The following is an 18,433-nucleotide window of genomic DNA, read 5'->3' as shown; positions in this document are numbered from 1 at the left end:
AACGTTACCATTTTTGCTATCTCAGACTTTCTCCCGCTGATTTTCGGGCAAAAGCCGCTACGCTTTAGCAATACGTGCTAATTCAGGATTCGGCTATGAATGACATTGAGAACGAAAAGATTGATCGGCACAGCGACGAACTCCAGGTCGACAGTGACGAAAAGCTAGAGGGTAAAAAGATTGAGGTCGATGAGGACAGACTCCCCTCCCGCGCCATGGCGATCCATGAACATATCCGCCAGGATGGGGAGAAAGAAATGGAGCGCGACGCGATGGCGCTAATGTGGTCAGCCATCGCTGCGGGACTCTCGATGGGCGCCTCGCTACTGGCTAAAGGAATTTTTCATGTGCAACTGGAAGGTGTGCCTGGAGGATTTTTGCTGGAGAACCTCGGTTATACCTTCGGCTTTATAATTGTCATTATGGCTCGCCAGCAACTGTTTACCGAAAATACCGTCACCGCCGTCCTGCCGGTAATGCAAAACCCTACGCTCGGCAATTTTGGCCTGCTGATGCGCCTGTGGAGTGTGGTTCTGCTAGGTAATATTATTGGCACCGGGGTTGCCGCATGGGCGTTTGAGCATATGCCGATTTTTGATGAAGAAACCCGCGATGCTTTTGTCAAAATCGGCATGGATGTGATGAAAAACACGCCAACGGAGATGTTTTCCAACGCCATCATTTCTGGCTGGTTAATTGCCACAATGGTATGGATGTTTCCCGCCGCCGGGGCAGCAAAAATTGTGGTCATTATTCTGATGACCTGGCTGATTGCGCTGGGCGATACCACGCACATCGTCGTCGGTTCGGTGGAAATTCTCTATCTGGTCTTTAATGGCACGCTGCACTGGAGTGATTTTTTCTGGCCCTTTGCGCTACCAACGCTCGCCGGGAATATCTGTGGCGGAACGTTTATCTTCGCGCTGATGAGCCACGCGCAGATCCGCAATGATATGAGCAATAAACGCAAAGAAGAAGCCAGGTTGCAAGCCAGGCGGGATGAGCAAAAGCAGAAAAACCAGAAAAAACAGGCTTGAATGGTGACGGTTTGAGCAGTTGGGCGGCCTGAGGCTTACCGTTGTGAGTAAAAAACGCTATACTCGTGCCGCTTCGTCCCCTTAGTTAAATGGATATAACGAGCCCCTCCTAAGGGCTAGTTGCAGGTTCGATTCCTGCAGGGGACACTTTTAATTAAATGCATCCGGCTAAATCCTTTCATTTACCTGTCAGTTCATCCCTAAGCCAGGCGATAAAACGGCACATTCCTCACCGTTGCAGTAAGATTGTCGGACACCATTGTCTGCTCAGTAGCTATCCGCATCCCTGATTTTCTCAGCCTCAGTACGTCAGCAGCAATACGTTGGCTGCCAAACCAGAAAAGCCCGTCCAAAGCAGTGACATCAAGGCCTGATTCCAGTGCCAGCTTCAGACGCTCACGCGGTGCTTTCACCATTTTAGCAATTTGCTGATATGGCGCTTCGCTTGAACCTGCACGATTAATGCGTCGAATACGATGCGACAGGCGGTACTGAAATTCATCCGGTATCCCGCCGAGACTGGCTTTCAGGCTGTAAACACAACCAAAGCGTTTACCGTTAAAGATTACGTTTTTCTGACTAAGCTGTAGCTCTTCACGAACGCTGGCAATCAGTTGCGGGGTACGGAGTAATAACAAACGGAAAGGCAGCTCAAAGCTGGTCACATAGTCCACATTCAATAAAGCAATACGCAGACGCTCTTCCGGACCCGCCTTCATTTCCCGACATTCAGCAATAACATCAGCCCACTGGCCAGCCAGACGGGAACTTTCAGTCGCCTCAGTAAAGCTGTATTTTTCAGTCTGATAATCAATACGTTCGGTCACTCGGAATTCCCTTCTGGCCACATCTCGGTATTGGTTGCTCACTTTACCAGCGACAGACTGCAACCGGAAGCCCGCAGGTATAGGCAGTGGAATTATCGCTACTTTGCCCCTTAGTAACTTACTGACTGCTCTTGCATGGTGAGAGACGCGGCCGTCGATAGGGCTGGTGATCCAGGGTAACGCAGAAATTATGCCAACAATGAAACCGTGGCGGTATACGCAACCGGCTCCGGAGAAATGTTTACCCGCACGCTGACCGCATACAACATTATCTTATCAACAAGCATCCCTCTAAAAATACCTGCTGGTAGAAGTCACCAGGGGGCCCGGCATCCGCAGTTACTTCAACCTTGGCAACATAATGAATATTGATTGAACTCATATACTTGAAGGCTTCCACACTGATAATCTCGCAAGATTCATTTGTTGGCAGACAGGATCACTGTGTTAGAAATCTTTTCTTAACCCACTGAAAAATATCTAACAAATATTTTTCTCACATAAAAACGATGGTTCGTTCAAAACGGATCCGAATTTATTTGGGTTAAAAAAGGTACAGTATGAAAGTCACATGGACTGTCACCCCTGTCGGTTACCAGCGCATTGCTAAGCGCTGCCCATCATGTAATGTAAAACGCGAATTCGCACCTTCCGGCGCATTCAGAGTCAATTCGCAAAAGAAAGTGCTCGATATCTGGAGCATTTATAAATGCACCCACTGCGAATATACATGGAATATCTCGCTGTATTCACGACTTCACATCAGCAAAATAAATCGCGAGCTGTATCATCGATTTATCACCAACGATGCCAGTACGGTTCACTATTTTGCCAATGATAAAGCCACCCTGAGCCGTAACAAGGCTGAACTTGCAGGTAAACCTGATTTTCGTATTCAGGAGCAGTGGCAGGTCAGCATCAAAACCGGCCAGAACGTCACCGTAAGCATCAGACTTTCCCATTCTTTTCAGATTAGTGTGCTATCGATCTTGAAGCGCCAGCTTTTCCTCAGCACCGCGGAGATAAAGAAACTGATAGATGAAGGCCATATTAGTGGTATTACGATGAAAGAACTCAAATCCCGAAAACTAATGACAGGATATTTGGATTTTCAGCTGTCAGCAGTCACATTATATGCTCGGCGAAAAGTTGTTATGACCCAACGTTAACAGTATGAAGCTCACGATAAGATGGTGAGGCTTAACCGACCCGGTATGTTGTCCGGGTCGGTTAAACGGCGTCATGTCAGACAACAAAACGATTGACCAGATCCTTCATGGTGACAGACAGATTGTCCAGGCGCTGGCTGTCGCTTGCGGCCTGAGAAACCAACGCCGCGTTTTGCTGCGTGACCTGCTCCATAGGTCGCAGTGCCAGGTTAATCTGAGTTACCCCTTGCGATTGTTCCGTCGCTACACGAGCGATATCCGCAATATATTGCTTCATGCTGGTGGTATTGTCCGCCGCGGCTTCTAGCGCGGTAGCGGACGCCGTAACCCGCTCAACACCCTCACTAATTTTTACCATATTCTGCGCGACCAGCTCGCGGATCTGATTAGCTTCTTTGGCACAACGCTGCGAAAGATTCCGCACTTCACTGGCGACAACCGCAAACCCCCTGCCCATCTCTCCTGCCCGAGCAGCTTCCACTGCCGCATTCAGCGCCAGCAAGTTAGTCTGAAACGAAATATCGTCTATCGAGGTCACAATATTCGAGATTTTCTCACTGGAAGAACGAATATCCCCCATGCTTTGATTTGCCGCACTGGCGACGTTACTGGCCTGGCGGACCTCTTTTTCCAGCCTGATTGTCAGATGCTCCGCTTCGCGGGCATTGTCCGCCGTTTGCGTAATCGTCGTGGAGAGCTGTTCCATACTGGCCACCGCTTGTACTATTGATGCTGCCTGTTCATCCGTGCGTTGGGCCAGGTCCTGATTACCCGCCGTAATGCTGCTGCTGGCATCGGATAAAACCACGGAGCCTTGTTTAATCTCCTGGACGATATGCTGAATACTTTCCAGCATCGTGTTATAGGCGCGATTAAGTGAGGAAAGCTCATCTTTCCCCGGGGTCGCCAGTCGTTGAGTCAGATCGCCGTTCATACCCGCAATCTTGCGGAGCGTGTCACTAAATTGACGATGCATATTGATAGCGATTGCCCCTGCGAACGCCAATGATGCCAGGAGCGCTAACAAGCTGACAATCATATATATTTGCCAGTTTTTTCGTGCATCCTGCGCGAGTTTTTCCGCATTCGCTAACAGAAGATTCGCCGTCACATCTTCTATCTGCCGCATCACTTCAATACGCTGGGTTTGAACCTTGAACCAGACAGTAGGATCGACATCAAATCCACCGTTCGCGGCATGACTAAACGCGGTTTCGCGTAATGAGAGGGCTTTTGACGCTTCTGTGGACTGTAAGCGGCTTTCCAGCATGGCCGCCTGTTCCGGTGGGCTCAGACGCAACGATTGTGCCAACCAGACGTTCTGTTTACTGACGACATCACTGAGTTGATGTAACTGCCCCTCGGCGAAATGACCGGAGGAAAAGATATTTGACAGCAGCGCGCGTTCAATACCTGCTTGTTCTTTCAAATTCAGCAAGTTGTAGTAGGCGGCGAATGCGTTCGCCATCTCGCCTGAATCCGTCAACTGTCCCAACCTGCCCACAAAACTCAGCACATCAGCAATGACATTAGTATAAAACTTAACGACATCGGAGGCCGGAAGCCCCAATCGCGTGACGTTTTCCCTGATGGTGGCGAGCGACAGAATGTTTTTCTTGAACGTGGTGACAGAATTGGCGGCATCCCCTTCTGGTAATGCAGTATCGGACAGTGAACGCACAAAGACCTCGATCTCGCGATCGGTTAAAGCCCGCTGTGCGGTTAACTCATCTTTGAACGTCTTCCCTTCAGCCCCCAGAAATCCGACGCTCATTCCCCGTTCTTTTTGCAGCTCATGCACCACATTTCCGGCACTACGCGCGAGCGCTGTCAGTTGAGCAATATTTTCCATCTGCCGTTCTGTCTCAATTCGCGTCAATATTCCTGAACCAGCAAACCAACATAACGCCAATAATAGTGGTTGTAGCGCGATTATTAACTTCATTTTCATCGGCATTCGATAAACCCACCACATGCCACTTCCCTCCATTGTCCATATTTTCATTATGGTTATCGGCGCAATGAGGCTGCACTTTAAATTTGATCAAGAGACAACTGATTGTTTTTTAGATTAAATACCTGCCAAAATAACTCTATTTGATTACGACAATCAGGATAAATCACTGGAATATTTATATTTATGATATCTATTCTCAAGTTAGTTAAATCATTCAGCATATTATTTCTTATTAAAAAACGGGTTAACTATCAACACGATTCGGAAAGGGAGTAAGACACAGAACGGTGACGCCTACTGGAGATAACCGTCGTGGCACGGCCATTTTCTGGCATCCCGCCGAACGTTAAGGTTATAATCCTGACAACGATTTTATTGGATTAGAAGCGACGATGACAAAACTTACCCTACAAGAACAGATGCTTAAGGCAGGTCTGGTCAGCAGCAAAAAAGTGGCCAAAGTGCAAAGAACGGCGAAGAAATCGCGCGTTCAGGCTCGCGAAGCCAGAGAAGCGGTTGAAGAGAATAAAAAAGCGCAAATTGAGCGCGACAAGCAGCTCAGCGAACAGCAGAAACAGGCCGCGCTGTCTAAAGAATATAAAGCCCAGATCAAGCAACTGATTGAAATGAATAAAATCACCATTACCCGTGGCGATATTGGTTACAACTTTACTGATAATAACCTGATCAAAAAAGTCTATGTTGATAAGGTGACTCAGTCTCAGCTGATCAAGGGCCGTCTGGCCATTGCCCGACTGACGGCTGAAAGCGGCAACGATAGCGAATACGCCATTATCCCGGCTGTCGTCGCCGACAAGATTGCGCAGCGCGATGCAAGTTATATTGTTTTAAATTGCGAGCTGAGCCAGGAAGCGAAGGACGAAGACGATCCGTATGCTGATTTTGTCATCCCTGATGATTTGATGTGGTAAGAAAAACAACCAGATAATCACCCGGACTTCCGTTGCCTATTTCGGTGAACGCCAACGCCGCCACCGAAATACTCTCGACGTCCCTTCTCCCCCAATCCTGGCGACTAAAACTTATAGTGTTCTTTGCTCAGCCCGTATTTTCTCATGCGTAAATACAATTTTTTACGCGGGATTTGTAAATACTCCGCCACTTCATTAATGCGCCCCTGATGAATATTTAGCGCTTCAGTAATGATCTGTCGCTCGTACTCTTCAACCCGCCGATCGAGCGGTGTTGGTTCAGGCAGATGCAGCTGCGGATTCGCGGTTTCAGCCAGCGGGAGTAGCCCAACGGCAAAAAGCTCGGCGGCATTCGCCAGTTCTCGAACATTACTTAACCACACGCGACGCCGCATGCCTTTCAGTAACTCCCCTTCAACCTCGGGCACGGGATGGTTCAGGCGCAGACAGGCTTTCTGCAGGTAATGACGAAACAGCGGCTCAATATCATCCGGACGCTGTGACAGCGGCTGACAACCGATTTGCGTCATCGCAAAACAGTAGTAGAGTTCGGCCACAATCTGGTTGGTTGCCGCCAGTTCCACTAACGATGTGTCACCAATGCCTATCAGACGAAACGGACGCCGCTCCTGACTTTGCAGATGCACCAGATGGTGCTGCTGTTCACGTGTCAGGCACTCAATATGGCTCAGGACCAGCGTTCCTCCTTGCGCCTGTGCAATAAGGTCATTGAGTAGTCCCGCGTTCCCGGGCGTTAGTTCACTGCGGATAAACGGCCCATCAGCGCTGCGCCCAAGCTGATGCAAATACCGGGCTCCGGTCATACGTCCCGTTCCCGGCTCGCCATAAAACCAGACGGCAATATCCGTTTCCGCCAGGTGTTGCAGACGTTGACGATACTGATTGACCCAGTCACTGTAGCCGAGCAGTTCAACCTGAAGCTTTTGCTGGCAATAATGGCGACGGGCAATCACGGATTTTCTCTGACGCAGCGCATCCTCTACCAGCGACAGCAGTTTGCCGGGGTCGACTGGTTTTTGCAGAAAGTCCCATGCGCCTTTCTTTACTGCCTCCACCGCCATCGGGACATCGCCATGCCCGGTGATTAGCAGGATAGGTAGCTGATTATCATCCTGATGAAACAACGTCATCAGGTCTATTCCATTGCAGCCAGGCATACACACATCGCTCAGAACAATCCCCGGCCAGTCGGCTTGCAGCCAGTTTCGGGCATCAAAAGGGTTATTGCATGCATAGACACGGTACCCCTCTTGTTCAAGCAACAGAGTGTAAGCGTCGAGAACATCGGCATCATCATCAATCAGCAGAACAGAATAGTCATCACACAACATCGTTTACATCCGTCAGATTAAATTGCAGAACGACGCAGGCATTACGCCCCGGTGTCGACGCCAGGCGCAGCTCGCCGTTCATTTGCCCCATTAACGATACACAAATCGATAAGCCAATACCGAGCCCCACATCCTTACTGGTGGTAAACGGCTTTAATAGTGATGGCAATAACGCCTCCGGCCAGCCGGGGCCGTTATCGCAGACAAAGACGCACAATCGGCTGCCCTCAGCCTGCCAGTGAACCTCTATTTGCGCGCCAGTCGGACTGGCATCCAGCGCATTTGCCAGTACGTTTACCAGCACCTGCTGAATACGCACTTCATCACCTGTCACCCATACACTCTGGGCTGGAAGCGTCAGCGTACCCTGCTGAGGCTTATGCCGCATGGCCAACAGTTCCCAGGCGGCGCTGAATGTTTGTCGCAGATCGACCGGATGCAAAGGCGCGCCCGGCTCGGCCCGACGTGCAAACTGACGCAGCGAACGGATAATGGCATCAATACGGATAATCAGCCCCTCCGCTTTGGTTAACGTACTTCTGGCCTGAGCGGATTGTCCTTGTTCAATTGCCCTTCCCGCCGTAAACAGGTACATCGACAGCGCATTCAGCGGTTGGTTAATCTCGTGCGCCAGCGTGGTCATGGTCTGTCCAACCACTGCCAGTTTTGCCGTCTGGATCAGTTCATCCTGCGTTGCCCGGAGATCGGATTCTATCTCCTTGCGCTCTGTCACTTCCTGCTCCAGCTGATTTTTTTGCGCACTCAACTGGCCCAGAGTATGGCGCAGCAATCCTGCGATGCGCCCGAGCTCATCGCGCCCATAAACCGGGATGGTGGCATCCGTTCTGCCAAGACCAATTTGCACCACGGCCTGGTTGAGTGCGGTAAAACGCTTCACCAGACGCGAACGAATAAAGTAATGGTTGAGCCCCCAGGCGAGAAGTAGCGCCAGCAGCGTCGCCAGCAGAATAAGTCCACCGCTGACGCGAACAATTTGTTCCAGCCGCTGGTTAAACATCTGCATTTGCTGATGGCTACTCCCCAACTGCGCCTCAAGCAGTGTTCGAAAGCGCCCGAGCGTTGCCTCTCTGGCATGGTTAGCATCAACGAGCGCTTTTTGCGCGGCGACATAATCGCGCATGGTATCGGGCATTTTATTTTTCATCATCCCGATTTCCAGTAACTCATCAATGGTTTGCCGCAGGGTGATAGTACTGGGCCAGTCATCGAGGGTACGGATATTTTCATCCGCCGTTTTCTTCAGGTTCTCCAGATAGCGGATATGATTCTCCACCAGCATTCCGTCGTCGCTACCCGACTTCAGTTCATTGAGCCTGTCGCGTAAATCATCCACGATCTGATTTTCAATTCTTGCCAGGGTGTAAACCTGCTGCTGCTCGTTTTGTACCTCTCTGGCACGTTTGAGATACTGCGCTGCATCGCCGTTTTTGGCCTCAATTTGATCCAGCAACGTCCCCTGCTGCCAGGTAAAATCCTGCACCAGCGAATTCAGCTCAGTAGTAAAATCATCATGTAGCCAGTCGATGCGCGCGGAGAGTTCACTCACCTTTTCGCGCACGAGGAACATGTTGTAGAGCACCCGGTCCAGCTCCGCCATCAGCGCCCGACTGTCTTGCAAAATCACCGCCAACTGCTGTTGTTCTGCCGATTGTAATCCCCGGCTCAGCACCTCAATTTTGTCCAGATGAGAAATAATTTGATTGCGCAGTTGCAGCCTTACCGTGGTGTTGGGGGCCAACAGGAATTCATTAAGCTGATCCACAACCAGGTTGAGATTTCCTTCTATCAAAAAAGCGGAATGTACGCGCGGGAAGTAATCATCAAGTGAATAGCGTATCTGCGAGCTCTGCTCATGCCAGGAGTACAAACTGACGCAGCTTACGCTCAACGTCAGTAATGCGCCCGTCAGAAACGCTCCCCGCAGGCTGCTGCTGATGCTGAGCTGGCGCAGGCGTTGCAGTATCGAACCACCTTTCATTTTAACTCTTCCAGTTTGGATATCGCCTGACGCTGATTTTTAAGAAACCAGAGCTGCCACTCCATCATCTGCTGTTCGGCTACGCTTTTATTCTCAAATTGCGCAAGCCAGGCCTCATCTTCACTACTTCTGGCGTCTATCGGGACGCTGGTCAGTAATGCTCTGATTTCGGGTAGCGGGCGTTTCAGGCGCGCTTCCGCACTGTATAGCGCCCGCCAGGCATCTTTCAGCTGCGCGAGTCGAAAACTGATGGCGGTATCAAACATCCGCTGCACCAACTGTTGCCGCTTAAGGATCAGCCGATAATTAAGCGCGGGCTGGCTCATCAAAATAGCCTGCTGAGCGGCGCGTGGGTTATCAGGCGCGAGCTGCGTGACCGGATATTTCCCCGTGTTCGCATCCGCAAGGATCCGCTGTCCTTCCGGGCTTAACAGATAGCGGATAAAGCGACGCGCTTCGTTGGGGTGCTGGCTATTCTTGAGTACGGCAACATAGGTGGGTGACACCGCCGAGCGAGGGAAATAGGTAAAAGTAAGGTGCGGATCGTTAAGCAACAGGTTGGCATAGTTATCAATAACCGGCCCCGCCACGCCCAGACCGCTCTTAATTTTGTCGGCCACGCCAAAACTGCGTGATGAAATCGTTACCAGATTACCGGCGCTGGCCAACAGCGTCGCCCAGCCCTCTTCCCACCCTTTCTGTTGCAGCAGCGACTCAACCATCAGGTGGTTGGTATCGGAACGCGACGGGCTACTCATCAACAGCGCGTTCTGATATTTAGGCTGCGTTAAATCCCCCCAGTCGGCAGGCGGCGGAAGATGCCGCGCCGCCAGCGCAGAACGATTAATCAACAGGCCAAACCCTGATATCGCCACAGCCACGGAGGTCGAACGAATCGAGTCTGGCACCAGCCGCTGGCTTTCAGGCAGCGCATTATCGAAAGGCGCCAGCTTCTGGTGCTCCTGAAGATGCTGCAACAGCATGGGTGATGAGGTCAAAATCAGATCGACGTTTTCTGCATTCGCAGTATCCAGCAACTGTTCCAGCGAACCGCTGGTCCGGTTTAACGTGCGAATCATCACTGACCCTGGCTCCGTCTGCCAGCGCTGGATAATCCAGGCCGTGGCCCCTGGGGAAAAGGTGGTCGCCATCACCAGCTCTTTACCCAGGACCTGGCAGCTCGCCGACAGCGACATAAAACAGAGCAAGAATGCCCAAAAACGCCCCCGGCCCAACAGTCTGTTTGTGATCCCGTTCATAAATACCAACATGTACAAAAAATAATATTGAGACAAAACTTACCCGTTTATCACCTCTGGGGGGAAGAATAAGGTTATTCGTAAAATAACCAAACGGAAAGTGACGACATCAGTAAAGAATACCCGAAAATGCAGTCTGAATTTGTTAATACCCGCACACGCCGATGATAAAAATGCCCATGAAAGAATAGAATTAAAAATCCATTATTAAAAAAGAGTCAAAATCTGCCACGCCGCCCGAGAATTGAGTCAATAGTGACACATTTCATCAACTTGAGTTTCTTTGCCGTCTATTTCACTCTTCACTGCGAAAAATCCTGATATTCACATCAATAAAAAATTAGGTGATGATATGTTATCAATATTTAAGGCAGGACCAGCGGCGAATAAAGTCCCTGCGGAGAAAGTCCAGGCAACTTATGGCCGATACCGCATTCAGGCATTACTCAGCGTATTTCTTGGCTATCTTGCGTACTATATTGTGCGCAATAACTTCACGCTTTCGACTCCATACCTGAAGGAGCATCTGGATCTCAGCGCTACGCAGATTGGTTTACTCAGCAGCTGCATGCTTATTGCCTATGGGATCAGTAAAGGCATTATGAGCAGTCTGGCAGACAAGGCCAGCCCGAAAGTCTTCATGGCATGCGGCCTGATCCTGTGCGCTATCGTCAACGTAGGCCTGGGGTTCAGTACCGGATTCTGGATATTCGCCGCGCTGGTCGTTTTCAACGGTTTGTTTCAGGGGATGGGCGTTGGCCCTTCATTTATTACCATCGCTAACTGGTTTCCACGTAAAGAACGTGGACGCGTTGGCGCATTCTGGAATATCTCACACAACGTTGGCGGTGGTATTGTCGCCCCGATTGTTGGCGCCGCGTTTGCCATTTTGGGGAGCGAACACTGGCAAAGCGCCAGCTATATTGTTCCGGCCTGTGTTGCCGTACTGTTTGCTTTTATTGTGCTGATGCTGGGGAAAGGTTCACCGCGTCAGGAGGGCTTACCGGCTCTGGAACAAATGATGCCGGAAGAAAAAGTCGTATTAAATTCCCGACACGCTGTCCAGGCGCCAGAAAATATGAGTGCCTTCCAGATCTTCTGCACCTATGTATTGCGTAATAAGAATGCCTGGTATGTTTCACTGGTAGACGTCTTTGTCTATATGGTGCGTTTTGGTATGATTAGCTGGCTGCCAATTTATTTATTAACCGAAAAACATTTCTCGAAAGAGCAAATGAGCATAGCTTTTCTGTTTTTCGAATGGGCGGCAATTCCTTCCACATTACTGGCGGGTTGGCTCACCGATAAACTGTTTAAAGGCCGTCGCATGCCGCTGGCCATGATCTGTATGGCGCTGATTTTCGTCTGCCTGATCGGTTACTGGAAAAGTGAATCGCTGCTGATGGTCACTATTTTTGCCGCCATCGTGGGTTGCCTGATTTATGTTCCGCAGTTCCTGGCCTCCGTTCAGACCATGGAAATCGTCCCCAGCTTCGCAGTAGGTTCTGCGGTAGGGTTACGCGGATTCATGAGCTACATTTTTGGCGCATCGCTAGGAACCAGCCTGTTTGGCGTGATGGTCGATAAAATGGGATGGCATGGCGGCTTCTATCTGTTGATGGGCGGGATTGTCTGCTGCATCCTGTTCTGCTACCTCTCCCATCGCGGCGCGCTGGAGCTCGAACAACAGCGGAAAAACGCTCAGCAAGAGGAAGCGTCACTCCAGTTGGCTGATGCCCGGTAACCGATTTGAGTCTCGCAAAAAGTGCCAGCGATGCTGGCACTTCAATACATTCAGATAAAGCATAAATAGCTCAACGTGATAATTTATTGCTTACCGTAACCCACCATAAAGCGGATGATCAAACCGCATGCTGGGGCAAGAAAAAGGAATAATCCGGTAACCATCTCGTTACCATTGGTCAACTGCATAGTAAAAACGTAAATTAATGCCGTGAGTATGGCCATGCCGATAAAAGCACTTATTGACGCCGCAGCCCCCATAACCTGCCAGATATAGCAACTGACGCTCAGAATGCTCAACGCGAGAAAGATCCAAAAATAGAACATAGCGATACCTCCTGTTTGCCGTAAAAATTTACGTAAGTCCTTACACTCCCTTGAGTTTATATTCTAAGACAATTCCCAATAGTTCGCAATTTAAGCAACATTCTCGTTACAAAAATCACTCAATCGCTGACTACTAATTTATTCGACAGCCGTTTATTTAATCGTCATAAAAACAACGCATTATATATCGACTCATTTTTGACCTTAATCGCCGTAAAAACATTTACGAATCTTGAGTAATTATTTCTGGCTGACATTAATATTCGGGTGTACATTGAGCGTCCGATCATTCATGCCCCTTCCTGGTTTTGTCCTGACTCAGTTTTACACTCTTTACAGGAACCAATGTCGTTCATGGCGGCCTAACGATCAGTACAGACTGTAAAGCGGCAGACTAAAGAATCTTCGCGATACACCTATTTCGTATCAACAACAGGTGCTTATGTTCCCCCAATGTAAATTTTCACGCGCGTTTTTGCATCCGCGCTACTGGCTCACATGGTTTGGCGTCGGTGTGCTCTGGTTACTGGTACAACTTCCCTATCCCGTGTTGTGTTTTCTTGGTACCCGTACAGGAACGCTGGCTCGTCCATTTTTAAAGCGCCGTGAATCTATTGCTCATAAAAATCTCGAACTCTGTTTCCCAAATCTGTCGCAAGAAGAAAGAGACAAACTGGTCGATGAGAACTTCCGTTCACTCGGCATGGCGCTGCTTGAAACGGGTATGGCCTGGTTCTGGCCGGATCGCCGGGTACGCAAATGGTTTGATGTAGAAGGGCTGGACAACCTGAAACGCGCACAGATGCAAAACCGTGGCGTGATGGTGGTAGGCGTACACTTTATGTCACTCGAATTGGGTGGTCGCGTAATGGGACTTTGCCAACCGATGATGGCAACCTATCGCCCGCACAACAATAAGTTGATGGAGTGGATCCAAACCCGCGGTCGTATGCGCTCCAACAAGGCCATGATCGGCAGAAATAATCTGCGCGGTATTGTCGGCGCCCTGAAAAAAGGGGAAGCGGTATGGTTTGCCCCCGATCAGGACTACGGTCGTAAAGGGAGTTCATTCGCCCCCTTCTTCGCAGTCAAAAACGTCGCGACCACCAACGGTACTTACGTGCTGTCACGGTTATCGGGCGCAGCGATGCTGACCGTAACCATGGTGAGAAAAGCAGATAACTCCGGTTACCGCCTGTTCATCACGCCAGAAATGGAAGGTTATCCAACAGATGAAAGCCAGGCAGCGGCGTATATGAACAAAATTATCGAAAAAGAGATCATGCGCGCGCCCGAGCAGTATCTCTGGATCCACCGTCGCTTCAAAACTCGCCCGATGGGTGAAGCCTCGTTATATATCTAAAAAGAAAGGCCGAAAGGCCTTTCTTTTTTTCTGCGCCTGAATTACTTCACGCCCCACTTGTTCTGTAATTCAGCCATTCGCTCATTGTAGTTACGGGCTATACACGCTGGCTTATCCTGCTCTTTCCAGCATTCGTTACGCCCTTTCACCCAGCCACGTTGCTCTGCTTTGAGCGTCGGGTTATTACTCGATTTCACCAGCGCCTGCCTGTAGGCCCCGTTCATTGCCAAATCCATGGCTGAGAGCGAAGGACTTTGACAGATAACCTCTTCGATACTGCCCTTTGCTACCGCAGAACAGGAAAAAGAAGGCCCGTTGCTGGTCGATTTCTTTGCCCCTGAAAAGTCGATATTGTCTTCAGGCAGGCAAATCCCGTGCTTACGATTTGGCCCGGTCCAGGAAACGTCCGGATTCCCGTCATCTTTACGGGAGATAGACACGGTATTGTTACCGCTTTTTGCTTCCCAGTAATTTTCATTGAAGGCCTTTACCGTCGCCTTAGTGCCATCAATCCAGATATTGCCTTTACCATCACTATTCACACCACCAATACTTGCGCAGCTGAAATTGAATGCCATCGGCGAGGCCGCCATCGACGTCACTGGCGTAAGAACGAGTGCTAACATCATTAATCTGGTCATTTTTAACCTTTTCATAATCTCATTCCGCGAAAAATTAACCGCATTAACATCATGGAGATATGAGAATTCTCCGAGTAAACATTTCGTCGCTCAATAGCAATTTATTACCGACAGAAATTAAACTGTCGCCGAATCACGACACTTGTAAGTTATTAAAATTAAATAAAAAAATGCCTCTTGTCTCACCTCATTTTTAGGCGTACATTAGCGCCGTCTGGAGCATAAAAGCTCAGAATTCTGAGGTGATGCAGACAAGCAAACGAAGGGAATTCTCCATTTCGTTTACGCGTGCATCAGCTCTCTGTCAGGTTAGCATATGTTCATTTAGACGTACCTCAGGTACGCGGAGAGATGAAAAGTGAAATATTTCTTTATGGGCATTTCTTTTATGGTCATCGTTTGGGCCGGTACTTTCGCCCTGATGATCTAAATTAAAAGACGCAGCAAAAAAACAGGAGCCTGATGGCTCCTGTTTGCTTTTGGGGAAACGTGTTGTTAGTCGGTACTTTCAGTGGCCGATTTTGCACTGGCAGGCAGTAAGCCATCGGCGCGGAACATTGCTTTGATGCCACGGATCGCCTGGCGGGTACGGTCGCGGTTTTCAATTAACGCAAAGCGCACGTGCGTATCACCATAATCACCAAAACCAATCCCCGGCGAAACGCATACCTTCGCCTCGTTCAGCAGTTTCTTGGCAAATTCAAGTGATCCCATCGCGGCGTATTGCTCTGGGATTTTCGCCCAAACGTACATCGAGGCCTTGGGCATCTCGACCATCCACCCGGCTTCATGCAGCCCCTTAACCAGCACATCTCGACGACGTTTATATTGCTCAGCAATATCCCGCACGCACTGCTGATCGCCTTCCAGCGCGGCGATTGCTGCAACCTGCAACGGAGTAAAGGTTCCGTAATCGTGATAGCTCTTAATTCGAGCCAGCGCGTTCACCAGCGTTTTGTTACCTACCATAAAACCGATACGCCAGCCCGCCATGTTGTAGCTTTTCGATAGGGTGAAAAACTCCACCGCGACATCACGAGCGCCCGGTACCTCCATAATCGACGGCGCTTTCCAGCCATCGTAGACGATATCGGCATAGGCCAGGTCATGAACCACCAGCACGTCATAGCGTTTAGCCAGGGCCACAACTTTTTCGAAGAACTCCAGCTCGACGCACTGCGCAGTCGGGTTGGAAGGAAAACCTAAGATCATCATCTTCGGTTTCGGGTAGCTTTCGCGAATCGCTCGCTCCAGCTCATTAAAGAAATCAACGCCTTCGACCAGCGGCACTGAACGTACCTGCGCGCCGGCAATCACCGCGCCATAAATATGGATCGGATAGCTCGGGTTCGGTACGAGGACCGTATCGCCGTGATCCAGCGTAGCCAGCATCAGGTGCGCCAATCCTTCTTTCGAGCCAATCGTCACAATCGCTTCGGATTCCGGATCGATCTCAACGTCATAGCGTTCCTGGTACCAACGGGAAATCGCCCGACGCAGACGCGGAATGCCGCGCGAGGTGGAGTAACCGTGCGTATCCGGGCGCTGCGCCACGGTACAGAGTTTTTCGACAATGTGAGGAGGCGTGGCCCCATCCGGGTTCCCCATGCTGAAATCGATAATATCTTCGCCGCGCCGACGCGCAGCCATCTTCAGTTCAGCAGTAATGTTAAAAACGTAAGGGGGAAGACGATCAATACGCGTAAAGCGACGTTCAGGGCGGGAGTCAGCCATAATATCCTCAGATTAACGTTAGCGCCCGGACCGTCCGAGCGACGCTGCCACGATGGTGGCACGTTTAGAAAATAGCCTGAATAATTTCCTTCTGTCGAGAGGCAAAACAAAATATTTTTTATTGAGATAAAAGAGGAATAGCCAGAAAAAATGAGGAAATAAAATTTTTCACACTCCGCTTAAAATTACCACTATTTAACATTTTATTGTTAAACATATTACTTTGTGCGCTCCGTTGACAGGACAGGCATTGTAAATACAACAATCATGCAACAATCCCCTTTTAATATTAAGGTTTTTCCCCATTAGCTACAGGCTGCGGGTGTGCTGGTCATCCAGCCTCAGGTTACCTATCATAGAGGTTTAACCCTTGCGCAAGAGTCACCCGTGCACGAAATATTCAATATGCTGCTGGCGGTATTCGACCGGGCAGCGCTGATGCTGTTCTGTCTGTTTTTCCTGATTCGTATCCGCCTGTTTCGCGAACTGTTGCACAAGTCAGCCCACTCCCCGAAAGAGCTGCTCGCCGTTACCGCGATTTTCTCAATGTTTGCCCTGTTCAGTACCTGGTCCGGCGTACCGGTTGAAGGCTCACTGGTTAACGTACGTATTATCGCCGTCATGTCAGGGGGAATTCTGTTCGGTCCCTGGGTCGGTATTATTACAGGCCTGATCGCGGGCACCCACCGCTACCTGATCGACATCGGCGGCGTAACCGCCCTACCCTGCTTTATCACCAGCATTCTGGCAGGCTGCATTGCCGGCTGGATCAACCGTAGGATCCCCAAAGCGCAGCACTGGCGTGCGGGTATTTTAGGCGGAATGCTGTGCGAATCTCTGACCATGATCCTCGTCGTCGCCTGGGCACCCACCACCGAACTGGGGCTGGATATCGTCTCGAAAATCGGCATCCCAATGATTCTTGGTAGTGTCTGCATTGGTTTTATCGTCATGCTGGTGCAAAGCGTGGAAGGCGAGAAAGAAGCCAGCGCCGCGAAGCAGGCTAAGCTTGCTCTGGATATCGCCAACAAAACTCTGCCGCTTTTTCGCCAGGTCAATAGCGAATCGCTTCGCCAGGTGTGCGAAATTATTCGCCATGATATCCATGCTGATGCCGTCGCTATTACCAACACCCAGCACGTGCTGGCCTACGTTGGCGTGGGTGAACTTAACTACCGCGATAATGATGATTTCGTCAGTCCGACTACGCAACAGGCGATCAATTACGGAAAAATCATCATTAAAAACAATGATGAAGCGCACCGTACGCCGGAAATACACTCCATGCTGGTGATTCCGCTTTGGGAGAAAGGTGTTGTCACCGGTACGCTAAAAATCTACTACTGTCACGCCCACCAGATAACCTCCTCGCTACAAGAAATGGCCATCGGCCTGTCGCAAATTATCTCGACTCAGCTGGAAGTCTCCCGGGCGGAGCAGTTACGCGAAATGGCAAATAAGGCAGAGCTGCGTGCGCTACAAAGTAAAATAAATCCCCATTTCCTGTTTAACGCCCTGAACGCAATTTCATCGTCGGTGCGGCTGAATCCAGACACAGCGCGCCAGCTGATTTTTAATTTATCGCGCTATCTTCGCTATAATATTGAATTAAAAGACGATGAGCAGATCGACATCAAAAAAGAGCTGTATCAAATCAAGGATTACATCGCCATCGAGCAGGCCCGTTTTGGCGACAAGCTGACGGTTATTTATGATATCGATGAAGAGGTAAGCTGTTATATTCCCAGCCTGCTGATTCAGCCGCTGGTAGAGAACGCTATCGTCCATGGGATTCAGCCCTGCAAAGGAAAAGGGGTGGTCACTATCAGCGTTGCGGAGTGCGGTAATCGGGTACGAATTGCCGTGCGGGATACGGGCCACGGTATCGATCCAAAAGTGATTGAACGGGTCGAATCCAATGAAATGCCGGGCAATAAAATTGGTCTGTTGAATGTGCATCATCGCGTTAAGCTGCTCTACGGCCAGGGCCTCCATATCCGCCGTCTGGAGCCAGGCACTGAGATTGCCTTTTATGTGCCTAATCAGCACTCGCCCGCAGCCGCACCGGCCACATTGTTGCTTTAACCAGGAGT

Annotated in this window: 15 protein-coding genes and 1 tRNA gene; 8 read left to right on the top strand and 8 right to left on the bottom strand. The window is 49.9% G+C overall.

Annotated elements, in window-relative coordinates:
• Positions 1–95: 95 nt before the first annotated feature.
• Positions 96–1,037: a formate/nitrite transporter family protein gene (locus tag O6D90_RS07155; RefSeq protein WP_016157063.1), complete on the top strand. Its 942-nt coding sequence runs from the start codon at positions 96–98 to the stop codon at positions 1,035–1,037.
• 75 nt (positions 1,038–1,112) lie between these two features.
• Positions 1,113–1,184: transfer RNA gene (locus O6D90_RS07150), tRNA-Arg, on the top strand.
• A 53-nt stretch (positions 1,185–1,237) separates the two neighbouring features.
• On the opposite strand, the gene O6D90_RS07145 is transcribed toward O6D90_RS07150, so the two are convergent.
• Positions 1,238–1,864: a hypothetical protein gene (locus O6D90_RS07145; protein WP_016157064.1), complete on the bottom strand. Its 627-nt coding sequence runs from the start codon at positions 1,862–1,864 to the stop codon at positions 1,238–1,240.
• A gap of 560 nt (positions 1,865–2,424) precedes the next feature.
• Here O6D90_RS07145 and O6D90_RS07135 point away from each other — a divergent pair.
• Complete coding sequence (locus O6D90_RS07135; RefSeq protein ID WP_016157065.1) at positions 2,425–3,033, top strand: DUF1062 domain-containing protein; 609 nt, start codon at positions 2,425–2,427, stop codon at positions 3,031–3,033.
• 76 nt (positions 3,034–3,109) lie between these two features.
• Here O6D90_RS07135 and O6D90_RS07130 read toward each other — a convergent pair whose 3' ends face one another.
• A complete protein-coding gene (locus tag O6D90_RS07130) occupies positions 3,110–5,008 on the bottom strand; it encodes a methyl-accepting chemotaxis protein (protein ID WP_016153885.1) in 1,899 nt (632 codons plus the stop codon).
• A gap of 374 nt (positions 5,009–5,382) precedes the next feature.
• Here O6D90_RS07130 and O6D90_RS07125 point away from each other — a divergent pair, with 374 nt between their 5' ends.
• Positions 5,383–5,922, top strand: a complete 540-nt coding sequence (locus tag O6D90_RS07125) for a DUF2058 domain-containing protein (RefSeq protein WP_016157066.1) — start codon at positions 5,383–5,385, stop codon at positions 5,920–5,922.
• Positions 5,923–6,026: 104 nt separating this feature from the next.
• Here the strand turns inward: O6D90_RS07125 and pgtA are convergent, their stop codons facing one another.
• The 3 genes from pgtA to pgtC are packed head-to-tail and all read right to left on the bottom strand — an operon-like array spanning position 6,027 to position 10,463.
• Positions 6,027–7,274: a two-component system response regulator PgtA gene (gene pgtA / locus O6D90_RS07120; RefSeq protein ID WP_016157067.1), complete on the bottom strand. Its 1,248-nt coding sequence runs from the start codon at positions 7,272–7,274 to the stop codon at positions 6,027–6,029.
• Entirely contained in the window at positions 7,264–9,258 is a 1,995-nt protein-coding gene (pgtB, locus tag O6D90_RS07115) for a two-component system sensor histidine kinase PgtB (RefSeq protein ID WP_172452809.1), read from the bottom strand. The genes pgtA and pgtB overlap by 11 nt, the downstream gene beginning before the upstream one ends.
• Positions 9,259–9,269: 11 nt before the next feature.
• On the bottom strand, positions 9,270–10,463 hold the full coding sequence (pgtC, locus tag O6D90_RS07110) for a phosphoglycerate transport regulator PgtC (protein ID WP_369707203.1): 1,194 nt from the start codon (positions 10,461–10,463) through the stop codon (positions 9,270–9,272).
• A gap of 421 nt (positions 10,464–10,884) precedes the next feature.
• On the opposite strand from pgtC, the gene pgtP reads away from it, so the two are divergent.
• Positions 10,885–12,276: a phosphoglycerate transporter PgtP gene (gene pgtP, locus O6D90_RS07105; RefSeq protein WP_016153890.1), complete on the top strand. Its 1,392-nt coding sequence runs from the start codon at positions 10,885–10,887 to the stop codon at positions 12,274–12,276.
• An 83-nt stretch (positions 12,277–12,359) separates the two neighbouring features.
• On the opposite strand, the gene O6D90_RS07100 is transcribed toward pgtP, so the two are convergent.
• Positions 12,360–12,602: a DUF2545 family protein gene (locus O6D90_RS07100; RefSeq protein WP_016153891.1), complete on the bottom strand. Its 243-nt coding sequence runs from the start codon at positions 12,600–12,602 to the stop codon at positions 12,360–12,362.
• A 442-nt stretch (positions 12,603–13,044) separates the two neighbouring features.
• Here O6D90_RS07100 and lpxP point away from each other — a divergent pair, with 442 nt between their 5' ends.
• Positions 13,045–13,965, top strand: coding sequence for a kdo(2)-lipid IV(A) palmitoleoyltransferase (gene lpxP, locus O6D90_RS07095; protein WP_016157070.1), 921 nt, complete (start codon positions 13,045–13,047; stop codon positions 13,963–13,965).
• 41 nt (positions 13,966–14,006) lie between these two features.
• Here the strand turns inward: lpxP and O6D90_RS07090 are convergent, their stop codons facing one another.
• Entirely contained in the window at positions 14,007–14,621 is a 615-nt protein-coding gene (locus O6D90_RS07090) for a lysozyme inhibitor LprI family protein (RefSeq protein ID WP_016157071.1), read from the bottom strand.
• 343 nt (positions 14,622–14,964) lie between these two features.
• Here O6D90_RS07090 and ypdK point away from each other — a divergent pair, with 343 nt between their 5' ends.
• A complete protein-coding gene (ypdK, locus tag O6D90_RS07085; RefSeq protein WP_010723117.1) occupies positions 14,965–15,036 on the top strand; it encodes a membrane protein YpdK in 72 nt (23 codons plus the stop codon).
• Between the two features lie 65 nt (positions 15,037–15,101).
• Here ypdK and alaC read toward each other — a convergent pair whose 3' ends face one another.
• Entirely contained in the window at positions 15,102–16,340 is a 1,239-nt protein-coding gene (alaC, locus tag O6D90_RS07080) for an alanine transaminase (RefSeq protein WP_016153894.1), read from the bottom strand.
• 387 nt (positions 16,341–16,727) lie between these two features.
• Here alaC and O6D90_RS07075 point away from each other — a divergent pair, with 387 nt between their 5' ends.
• Positions 16,728–18,425: a sensor histidine kinase gene (locus tag O6D90_RS07075; RefSeq protein ID WP_088583162.1), complete on the top strand. Its 1,698-nt coding sequence runs from the start codon at positions 16,728–16,730 to the stop codon at positions 18,423–18,425.
• The last annotated feature ends 8 nt before the right edge of the window (positions 18,426–18,433 follow it).

The sequence above is a fragment of the Citrobacter sp. 21OH12SH02A-Citro genome (assembly GCF_027919895.1).
Lineage (GTDB): Bacteria > Pseudomonadota > Gammaproteobacteria > Enterobacterales > Enterobacteriaceae > Citrobacter > Citrobacter braakii.
The sequence above is the reverse complement of the archived record's forward strand: the minus strand, read 5'-3'. Positions and strand labels throughout refer to the sequence as shown.